Genomic DNA, 9,663 nt, shown 5'->3' with positions numbered 1-9,663 from the left:
TAGCCAAGCGGTAAGGCAACGGATTTTGATTCCGTCATGCGAAGGTTCGATCCCTTCTAGCCCAGCCATATGCGAAAGTAGTTCAGTGGTAGAATACAACCTTGCCAAGGTTGGGGTCGCGGGTTCGAATCCCGTCTTTCGCTCCAAAACGTTGGCGGCATAGCCAAGCGGTAAGGCAGAGGTCTGCAAAACCTTTACCACCGGTTCGATTCCGGTTGCCGCCTCCAACAATCATGCCGGTGTGGCGGAATAGGCAGACGCGCACGACTCAAAATCGTGTTCCTCTGGAGTGCCGGTTCGACCCCGGCCACCGGTATCATTAAGTGTTTTTAGAACACGACAAGTAATTAAAAAGTGCCCTTGAAACGTTGATTTATCAGCATTCAGGGGTGCTTTTTATTTTATCTAGAATTCGACTGAAAAGGATATGTTTTATATTCGTTTTACACATTTTTTACACAACCATTTCTTCAAGAGTATGAATTGTTTCTCTTTCATTTCTTTTAAATTCATTTTACTGATACAATGAAAATTTCTTAATTTACTTACTGTCTTTATATTTTATTTCAATTGCTATCATATTAATTACAAAACCAGCTCCTAAAACAAAAAATAAAGTGTTAGGTAATTTAAATTCAAGAATTGGAAGATTAAAAAGGAGTTTTTCCTTGGTAAAAAAATAAGGGTGAATCCTATTTCCCTTTACAAACATGAAAAGGCCTCAACTTAAGTTGGGACCTTTTTTCTTTGTTTCATACGACAAATAGGTTACTGCTGCAGAATCAGAGATGCATTCTTTTTGAAAGCATTGATCCTTGCGGAGGATAGCTGTTTACAGAACCTTTAAACGCCTTTATTATTCATTAACCAGAGAAATGACGTTGTAACATCTTGGCTTTTAAAAGGGCTTTGGCCATAGTACCGAAAAAGTTAAGTGAAAAAGACCACACCACAAATGAAGTGAACCCAAAAAGTTAGAACTTTATTTAATTAGGCAACTGCGAGGGCATGAACCCGGTAATTTACTGGGCATGCCCTCGATCATTTATTCATCTTGGCCCGATTCCAACCCAAAATAGATCTACTAGAGCTTGAGCGGTTATTTCTGGGCCTCCCAATTCAGTTATTAGTTCTTTTTTGTTTCGAATCATGGTAACTGTAGAAAAGGCATGTGCAAGCAATAATGGATTTTTGACTACTATTTCACCATTTTCCATTGCTTGCTTAAATATGTTCTCCAGTGCTTGATGAACCTCGTTTTCTGCTGTGCGGATTTCTTCGGTATGTTCTTCTGTAAGGGAAAGGGAAGCCTCCTGCAGTAATGTTTCAAAATCTATATGTGGTCTTTTTAAGTGCTCGAAGGTTACTTCGTATAATCTGTGCTTCAATCCTTTGGAACTGTGCAACAGTTTATCTGTCTGTTCTTTTATGCGTCGGAACATGCTGGATACAGCGATGGTGAATAAAGTTGCCTTATTTTTAAAATAGTAATAAACGCTTGCTTTTGTCACATTGCTAGCATCAGCAACTTGTTCCATTGAAACACCGTCATAGCCATATGTCATGAATAGCTGGGATGCCGTTTGAAGAATTTGATCTCTTGTTACATTATTATCATTTGTCATTTTGGGCCGTCCCGGTTTTTTCTTCTGGATATTATTATGCATATGAAGCCTCCTTCTGGTTCAATAAATTGCCACATTAAACTACTTGTTAATTAACCTTCTGGTATATATAATTAATTACATTGATATATGTATATTCTAATAGAAACAAACCAAATTGGAAACGAGGGAGTTCGAATGAAAAAATCTATGCTAGCAACCTTCAGTTCATATATGACTGGTAGGGTAAGTCGCTGGGTTGTCATTGGCATATGGGTTGTTCTAACGGCAGCCTTAACCATTGCTTGGCCCGCAGTAAATGATTCAGAAGTTAATAATGCCCCAAATCTGAGTGATAATTCACCTTCTGTGGAAGCAGATAAGTTAATAAAGAAACAATTTCCAAATTCCTCAGGTGTGCCTGCATTGCTTACGTGGCACAATGAATCAGGGCTAACGAAAGAGGATCTAAAAGCGGCCCAACAAATGGCAGAAGGTTTAGAGAAAGATCCGTTAGAAGATCAAACGTCAACACCGCCTCTGCATAAGATGCCAGTATCAGCACTACAACAAATGGTTTCAAAAGATGGGACAACGCTAGTTCAACCTATTTTTTTCAAAGAAAGTGTTGATACCGAAGTCTTAAAGGAAAATTTAGATGACATTAAAGAACAAGTGAAAAAACAGGTTGCTTATGATCCTTTCAATATAAGTATAGATGAAAACGATAAGCTAAGTACACGTGTAACAGGCCCAGTAGGGATTCAAGTAGATGCAACAAGCTTATTCGAAGGAGCGGATGTTTCGTTACTAATCGCGACTGTTGTACTTGTCTTAGTACTGCTCCTTATTATTTATCGTTCCCCAATATTGGCGATTATTCCTTTGATTGGCGTAGGATTTGCATATATGCTGCTTAGTCCTATTCTAGGTTTTTTAGCTGATAAAGATTGGATTACCGTTGATGCGCAATCTATATCCATTATGACCGTATTATTGTTTGGAGCAGGTACAGATTATTGTTTATTTTTAATTTCTCATTATCGTGACGAGCTTCTGAAGGTAAATGACAAACGAAAAGCACTTATACATGCTTTTAAAGATGCTTCCGGTGCCATAGCGATGAGTGGGATTACTGTGGTCATTTCTCTTCTCGTCTTGATTGTAGCAGAATATGGGGCTTACCACCGTTTTGCTATCCCATTTAGCCTGTCCATACTTATAATGGGGATAGCAAGTTTGACACTTATTCCAGCACTACTATCCGTTATGGGAAGAGGTTCTTTTTATCCTTTCATTCCCCGTACTCCTGAAATGGAAAAAGAGAGGGCTGCAAAAAAAGGAAAACCGGTTCCTGCCCGAAAAACAAAGAGCCGCTTTGGAACTTGGGTTGGTCATATTGTGACGACCAAGCCTTGGACGATCATTGTAGCGTGTGTGATATTCTTTGGAGCAATGTCGGTATACTCCAGTCAAATCAAATACACCTATGATGTATTATCTTCTTTCCCAGAAGACATGCCTTCAAGGGAAGGGTTCAAAGTCATTTCTGACGCCTACTCCCCTGGGGAATTAGCTCCGGCCCAAGTAGTAATCGATACGAACGGAAAATCGATAGACCTTGAAAAAGAGTTAAAGAAGCATGACCTTGTTAGTACAGTGTCTAAACCCCAAAGTGGTGTGGACAATAAGAATCTAAAAGTATATGAAGTCAAATTCAATGTGAATCCGTACAGTAACAAAGCGATGGAAGCCATTCCTGAATTGAGGGATGCAGCAGAGAAAGCATTGGCGAATGCAAATGTTACTTCCGTGAAATCCAAGGTTTGGATTGGCGGGCAAACAGCGACACAATATGACACCATGATAACTAGTGATGAGGACAACGATATCATTGTTCCATTAATCATTGTCTTTATATCCATCCTGTTATTAGCATACTTACGTTCCATTGTAGCTATGCTTTACTTAGTTGGGACTGTTATCTTATCTTACAGTGCAGCATTAGGACTAGGTTGGCTTATCATCCATAATATAATGGGCGTTGATGCCATACAGGGAGCCATTCCTTTATATGCTTTTGTATTCTTGGTTGCTCTTGGAGAGGACTATAACATCTTCATGATCTCTAGTATTTGGAAGAAAAAGAACTATATGCCGTTGAAGCAAGCCATTAAAGAGGGCGTAAGTGAAACGAGTGGGGTCATTACCTCAGCCGGTATTATATTGGCGGCCACCTTTGCCGTGCTAGCGACATTACCAATTCAAGTTCTTGTTCAGTTCGGCATTATCACGGCTTTAGGTATTCTTCTAGATACCTTCATAGTCCGTCCATTTCTTGTACCGGCAATTACTACCGTTTGCGGAAGATTTGCTTTTTGGCCGGCTAAAGTCAAAATGGTAAAACAAAAAGAGAATTAATAGCATCAATAAAAAAGTAATTAGAGTAAATAGCTCCTAACAATTAGAGTGTACACAAAAAGGTTTCGGAATGGTTTCATTCCGAAACCTTTTTAATTTTTATTGGATTATAAGCGACTAAAGGGAATAATAGATGTGACGATCTTGAGTTCTCCAGCACCTAATCCGTGTTCTTACGGAAGATTACATAAGAAAAAACGGTAAACATCGAACTTGTATCTCCTTTTCACGCGGAGTGGATTGGAGCGTCTGCAGTAAAATGAAACGAAAAAAATACAATTCCCAAAACTGTGGATAACAGGCTTTTCTTTATACGAACCTATGCTGCGTTGTTGACCGATTCACTTATCCAGTGAGAAGGGAGTCAGGTAGTATTCTATTATAATGTTTTTACGTGGATTTTCATTTAAGTATGGTGGTACCTTTTGTTCTTGAAATTCGCCCCTCTATTCATAGGGAAATTTCCTTTGTTTTCATTAGTCTACTGACCCTTAAAATAAATATCTAACTCATTGTAGGCGATTACTTACAATCCCTCAAAAACACTTGGACCAATTGAGACGCTGGCTTTATTTTGATGCAGAGTGGATTGAAACGGAAGGTGCGAGACTCCTGCGGGAAATGCGGTTAAGGGGAGACCACACAGGCGCACGCCGAGGAGGCTCCCCAACTGCCCGCGGAAAGGGAGTGCCTGGAGTGTAAAGCCACGGTCTAAATACAAATCCTCCAAAAACGTGGGCAATCTGAATTAAGCTTTCGTTTTCAAGCCGTGTGGAATGGAACGGGTGTGCGAGACTCTTGCGGCAATGCGAAACCCACAGACTCCCGGACTTCCCGTGGAAAGCAACGGTCTAAGTACAAACCGCCCAAAACTGCGGGCAATCTGAATTCAGCTTTCGTTTGGTTTTTAGTATGAAAGGAAATCTCCTGGTAAAGATGGAATAGAATATAATGGGAAATGCGATGCAGGGAAAAAATTTTAATACCCCATATCTTTTCCTCATTCTGAAACGTTTAGAGGATAGAGGGTGTTGAAGGAGTGAGAAAAAATGATCAATGAGTTAAGGAAAGATGATTTTGAAAAAAAAGATAATCGCATGATGCTTCGTGAAGTTTATCCTGAGTTGCTTCGGTTTTGCCGATTCCTGACCCAAAGTGATTGGGATGGTGATGACTTGGCACAGGATACGATAATAAAGGCGATGCAGGGCTATGGAAATGAGACAGAGCTTACAACGGCATTATTGAAGACGATAGCCCGCCATTCATGGATTGATACGATCCGTAAAAGAAAAAAAGAATCTTTAGAAGATCTGGGTGACACCGAACATCAAGCGGGATTCGGGGAGAATGCCTTCGAAACGGTTGAATATATAATAAAATCCCTTACCCCGAAACAAGCTGTCGTGTTCCTATTAAAGGAAGGGTTTCTCTATCGCTCCAAAGAAATCTCGAATTATTTAAACACGACGGAAAGTGCTGTAAAGGCCATCTTGAATCGTGTCAAAAAGCGATTTGACTCAGACGTCGCAGAACGTAAGCTGTCCGGCGTGGAAGATTGGCATTATGAGGAGGAGCAGAGACTGATGTCTCTGATGACAGAGGCTTTGAAGACCCAAAATCCAGATCTCCTCATTAAAAGCATTCCATCTTTCAAATCGCTGAACAGTGAATCACTGGTTCCTAAACTAATGAACACGTCTGTCAAATCATGTTTCACTCCTTCAAACACTCTCTCAATGGCTGCATAGCCAATTTTGTTGTTAGGAGGAAGAAGAGATATGACCACCATACCATATGTAATTGAGCAATCAGGCAAGGGTGAGCGCTCGTACGATATTTATTCTAGACTTCTGAAAGACCGCATCATCATGATTGGGGAAGAAATCACCGATCATTTAGCCAATAGTGTCGTTGCGCAATTGTTATTCCTGGCAGCAGATTCACCTGATAAAGAAATTACCATCTTCATAAACAGTCCAGGGGGATCAACGAGTGCCGGATTTGCCATTTATGATACGATGCAATATATTAAGCCTGATATTCGGACTGTGTGTACCGGCATGGCTGCATCATTCGGTGCGATGCTTTTATTAGCCGGTACGAAAGGAAAAAGGTGTGCATTGCCGAATAGTGAAATCATGCTTCATCAGCCGTTGGGAGGGGCAAGAGGGCAAGCTACCGAAATTGAAATTTCTGCACGAAGGATTTTGAAGCTAAAGGATCATATTAACCAAATCATCGCGGAAAGAACTGGGCAGGCGATTGATAAGGTGTCGAAGGATACAGATCGTGATTACTTCTTAAGCGCAATCGAGGCGAAGGATTACGGCATAATTGATGAAATAATCGTTAAGGATAATTAAGGGTAAAGACCTTAGTTTTAAAAAACTATTAGTTATCGATGAGATTACGATTACTGGGGAAAATCAGTGGATGAATGCGAAAAGAAACGGTCGGTATCAGCATCGGCCGTTTCTTTTTTTAATTTGTGGTGGCTTATTACCTGAATGATGCCTATTCTTCATTCAAAAGGGGTTCTCTTTTTTACTAAAGGGACCACTATGCCATGTAGCTGACGTGTATTGTTGGAAAAGATAGGTTGATTTCCTTTATGATAGAGAGGCATATTAACTTAGTGAGGGTAAATTAGAATAGAAAGACTCGAACATATTTAAAGAAGTAACAATATGTAATAACACAACCAAAGGAAGTGCCGTAAGAATGAATCTCGATAAAACAGCAATCATTAAAGTACGTACAGGTCCCATGTTTGCAGTGATGCTTGCTGGTGCTCTTGTCGCATTCTTGAATCAGACTCTAATCAATATCGCTTTGCCTCAACTGATGAATCATTTTGATATATCAGCAGCTACAGCCAATTGGCTGACCACTATCTTTTTGTTGGTGAATGGGATTGTCATCCCGATCACAGCTTTCTTGATGGAACGGTTCAGTACAAGGCAATTATACCTTGCTTCAATGGGACTATTTGCTTTAGGAACTTTATTATGCGGAATTGCACCTAACTTCCCGGTAATATTGATGGGACGTGTCGTCCAGGCTGCTGGTGCAGGAATTTTATTCCCTTTGATTACGAACGTGATTTTCACTTTGTTTCCTCCTAACAGACGGGGGTTTGCTATGGGTATATTCGGGATTGCGATGAATTTTGCTCCCGCAGTAGGACCGACGTTATCAGGATGGATTGTACAAAACTATTCCTGGAGAGTTTTGTTCTTTATCATTTTCCCATTTGCACTTCTTGACTTTCTTTTTGCAATTTTCATTATTAAAAATGTAGGGGAAACTAGCCGACCTAAGCTCGATAAGATGGGTGTAATTTTATCGACAATAGGATTCGGCGGTGTATTATACGGATTTGCCAGTGGAGGTACTAAGGGATGGGGCAGTTTTGAAGTCCTAGCAATGTTCTTGGTTGGCGGAATCAGTTTAGCTTTGTTTGTCTGGAGGCAATTTACTGTAAAACACCCTATTTTGGAATTTAGAATTTTTCGATATCGAATGTTCACATTAACGACGATCATCAACATCATCGCGACTATGGGGATGTTTTCAGGAATGATTTTAATGCCCATCTATATGCAGAATATCCGTGGTTTTACTCCTATGGAATCAGGTCTCATGCTATTGCCTGGCGGTATTGTAATGGGGATTATGTCTCCAGTCACAGGTAAGCTGTTTGATCGGTACGGGGCGAAGTGGCTTGCGGTTAGTGGACTGGCTATTACGATCATTACAACCTATCTTTTAACACGGCTTGAAACAGATACGTCTTTTTCTTATGTGGTATGGGTCTATACGATTAGGATGTTCGGTATGTCGATCCTTATGATGCCTATCTTCACAGCAGGATTAAATGAATTGGCACTTAGCTTGAATAAATACGGAACAGCCATGGTCAATACGTTAAGAATGGTTGCAGGTGCTGTTGGCATGGCGTTCTTTGTATCAATTATGACAAATCAAGGAACGAAGCATGCACAGGGGTTAATAACCGAACGAAACATATCACCAGACAATAAAGCTGAACTGGCAATGGCCATTAAACAAGGAAGCGTAATGGGGGTGGATGATGCATTCATGATAGCGACATGGTTAACGATAGTTGCTTTCATACTTGCCTTTTACATACGGCGAACTTCACCTCAAGAAGATACGATTACCAATCGTCTATCAAAAAACACCAAATATAGTTCCCAATGATGTTGCTCGGAAACATTTCCGAAAAATAGCAACCTAAAAGGATGACCCTCGATGTGTGGTGGGAGGTCATCCTTTTTTTGTTTTATTGGATTGGTGGAGACTGTTGTTCCATATATAAGGGTAAATAAATGGTGAAGGATGTGCCTTTGTTCAATTCGCTTTGCACGTTGATTTTCCCTTTGTATTTTTGAACGATTGAATAACAAACGGTCAGGCCGATACCGGTTCCTCTTTCTTTAAGCGAATAAAATGGGGTACCAAGTATTGCAAGCTGTTCTTTGGAGAGGCCGACTCCTGTATCCGTTATCCGTATTTTTGCCATAGTGCGTTCCTGCTCTGTTTCCACCTTGATGAATCCGGGGTTGTTCATTGATTCAATTCCATTTTTCATGATATTGACCAGTATCTGTTTAAGCTCGATAGGATTCATATTAATATGTAGGTCATCACGGAGATCAAGGCGGAAGCCTATGTTGCGATTATTGGCAAAGCTGGTTAATAAATCGGAAATCTTTTGGATTTCATCATTTAAAGGAATGACCTGAACATTACCCGTTTGCGGTTTGGCCAAAGATAAATAGTCATTGATAATCACTTGTGTATATTCAAGTTCCGTAAGCATGGTCTGTACATAAAATTTTCCGTTTCATTCAGTTCCTTTTCTTGATCCAATAATTGGGCAAAGCCTTTCACTACTGTTATCGGATTACGTATCTCGTGTGCGATGGTGGCGGCGAGCTGTCCGACTGAGTTCAATTGCTTGGCCTGCTGTATTTCCTTATGAAATGCATTTGTGGATTCCACCCTATTATTGGTTCCGATGAATACGAATACCAGTATGATTTGGATAGCGATGAAATTAAGCGTGTTGCCGAAACTATCCATAGCGACATATTCATAAGTGTATCGAAGATCCGTTTTTGAAATAATCAAGATGGAAGCGGGACCTAGTATGAAATTTAGAGTGGCGACAATATAAAATCCGAGTTTATCGAAAAGAAAAATCGGGATTAAGGGCGTTATTGCAAATAATGCTAGCATGATTGCAGTGTCTGGAAATACCCAAAATTTAAAATATAGATAAATAGTGATTAAAGTTATGAATAAGGTTTTATAGAAGTTCCCTTCTGTTTTAATGAAAAAAAGCAAAGAAATGATCATTCCTGATATAAGAATAACCTGGAAGGTCATTTCATAAGGATCATCACTCCAACTGATAGGTGAAACAGAAATCCCTACCAATAGCAAAAAGGATATCATGCCCATAAAGGCCCTCATGATCAATTGATGTTTGTGTTGGTAATATTGATAGTTTTTTAACATAATTCCCCTTAATATTAATGTTCTGTTTGTTTAATAGTAAGCTGATACATGCTTTTTGTAAATCAGATAAAGTAGAATATTTCCAATT

General features: G+C 39.8%; 8 protein-coding genes and 3 tRNA genes. 7 read left to right on the top strand and 4 right to left on the bottom strand.

Features of this window, described 5'->3' with window-relative positions; translation table 11 throughout:
• Positions 1-71: 71 nt before the first annotated feature.
• The 3 genes from ASU00_RS18260 to ASU00_RS18250 all read left to right on the top strand — a co-directional run bounded on the left by ASU00_RS18260 (position 72) and on the right by ASU00_RS18250 (position 316).
• Positions 72-146, top strand: a tRNA-Gly gene (locus tag ASU00_RS18260).
• A gap of 7 nt (positions 147-153) precedes the next feature.
• Positions 154-227: transfer RNA gene (locus ASU00_RS18255), tRNA-Cys, on the top strand.
• Between the two features lie 8 nt (positions 228-235).
• Positions 236-316: transfer RNA gene (locus ASU00_RS18250), tRNA-Leu, on the top strand.
• A gap of 225 nt (positions 317-541) precedes the next feature.
• On the opposite strand, the gene ASU00_RS25540 is transcribed toward ASU00_RS18250, so the two are convergent.
• Complete coding sequence (locus ASU00_RS25540; protein ID WP_161809758.1) at positions 542-712, bottom strand: hypothetical protein; 171 nt, start codon at positions 710-712, stop codon at positions 542-544.
• Positions 713-1,049: 337 nt separating this feature from the next.
• A complete protein-coding gene (locus ASU00_RS18245) occupies positions 1,050-1,667 on the bottom strand; it encodes a TetR/AcrR family transcriptional regulator (protein WP_057914916.1) in 618 nt (205 codons plus the stop codon).
• A gap of 135 nt (positions 1,668-1,802) precedes the next feature.
• Between ASU00_RS18245 and ASU00_RS18240 the strand changes: the two genes are divergently transcribed.
• The 4 genes from ASU00_RS18240 to ASU00_RS18225 all read left to right on the top strand — a co-directional run bounded on the left by ASU00_RS18240 (position 1,803) and on the right by ASU00_RS18225 (position 8,252).
• On the top strand, positions 1,803-4,025 hold the full coding sequence (locus ASU00_RS18240; RefSeq protein WP_057914915.1) for an MMPL family transporter: 2,223 nt from the start codon (positions 1,803-1,805) through the stop codon (positions 4,023-4,025).
• A gap of 1,049 nt (positions 4,026-5,074) precedes the next feature.
• Entirely contained in the window at positions 5,075-5,776 is a 702-nt protein-coding gene (locus ASU00_RS18235) for a sigma-70 family RNA polymerase sigma factor (RefSeq protein WP_057914914.1), read from the top strand.
• Between the two features lie 30 nt (positions 5,777-5,806).
• Positions 5,807-6,391 (top strand): ATP-dependent Clp endopeptidase proteolytic subunit ClpP, encoded by a 585-nt coding sequence (clpP, locus tag ASU00_RS18230; protein ID WP_057914913.1) that lies wholly within the window; start codon positions 5,807-5,809, stop codon positions 6,389-6,391.
• Between the two features lie 358 nt (positions 6,392-6,749).
• Complete coding sequence (locus tag ASU00_RS18225) at positions 6,750-8,252, top strand: DHA2 family efflux MFS transporter permease subunit (protein ID WP_057914912.1); 1,503 nt, start codon at positions 6,750-6,752, stop codon at positions 8,250-8,252.
• An 82-nt stretch (positions 8,253-8,334) separates the two neighbouring features.
• Here the strand turns inward: ASU00_RS18225 and ASU00_RS18220 are convergent, their stop codons facing one another.
• Both ASU00_RS18220 and ASU00_RS18215 read right to left on the bottom strand, forming a co-directional pair.
• Entirely contained in the window at positions 8,335-8,874 is a 540-nt protein-coding gene (locus tag ASU00_RS18220; protein WP_057914911.1) for a sensor histidine kinase, read from the bottom strand.
• Complete coding sequence (locus ASU00_RS18215; RefSeq protein WP_057914910.1) at positions 8,844-9,575, bottom strand: histidine kinase dimerization/phospho-acceptor domain-containing protein; 732 nt, start codon at positions 9,573-9,575, stop codon at positions 8,844-8,846. The genes ASU00_RS18220 and ASU00_RS18215 overlap by 31 nt, the downstream gene beginning before the upstream one ends.
• Positions 9,576-9,663 lie beyond the last annotated feature (88 nt).

Origin of the sequence: Peribacillus muralis (assembly GCF_001439925.1) — a bacterium.
GTDB lineage: Bacteria > Bacillota > Bacilli > Bacillales > DSM-1321 > Peribacillus > Peribacillus muralis.
The sequence above is the reverse complement of the archived record's forward strand: the minus strand, read 5'-3'. Positions and strand labels throughout refer to the sequence as shown.

Excerpts from the sequence above, each read along its gene's own strand:
- ASU00_RS18220 (WP_057914911.1), bottom strand. The coding sequence starts at position 8,874 with ATGCTTACGGAACTTGAATATACACAAGTGATTATCAATGACTATTTA.
- ASU00_RS18235 (WP_057914914.1), top strand. The coding sequence starts at position 5,075 with ATGATCAATGAGTTAAGGAAAGATGATTTTGAAAAAAAAGATAATCGC.
- ASU00_RS18245 (WP_057914916.1), bottom strand. The coding sequence starts at position 1,667 with ATGCATAATAATATCCAGAAGAAAAAACCGGGACGGCCCAAAATGACA.
- clpP (WP_057914913.1), top strand. The coding sequence starts at position 5,807 with ATGACCACCATACCATATGTAATTGAGCAATCAGGCAAGGGTGAGCGC.
- ASU00_RS25540 (WP_161809758.1), bottom strand. The coding sequence starts at position 712 with ATGTTTGTAAAGGGAAATAGGATTCACCCTTATTTTTTTACCAAGGAA.
- ASU00_RS18215 (WP_057914910.1), bottom strand. The coding sequence starts at position 9,575 with ATGTTAAAAAACTATCAATATTACCAACACAAACATCAATTGATCATG.
- ASU00_RS18240 (WP_057914915.1), top strand. The coding sequence starts at position 1,803 with ATGAAAAAATCTATGCTAGCAACCTTCAGTTCATATATGACTGGTAGG.
- ASU00_RS18225 (WP_057914912.1), top strand. The coding sequence starts at position 6,750 with ATGAATCTCGATAAAACAGCAATCATTAAAGTACGTACAGGTCCCATG.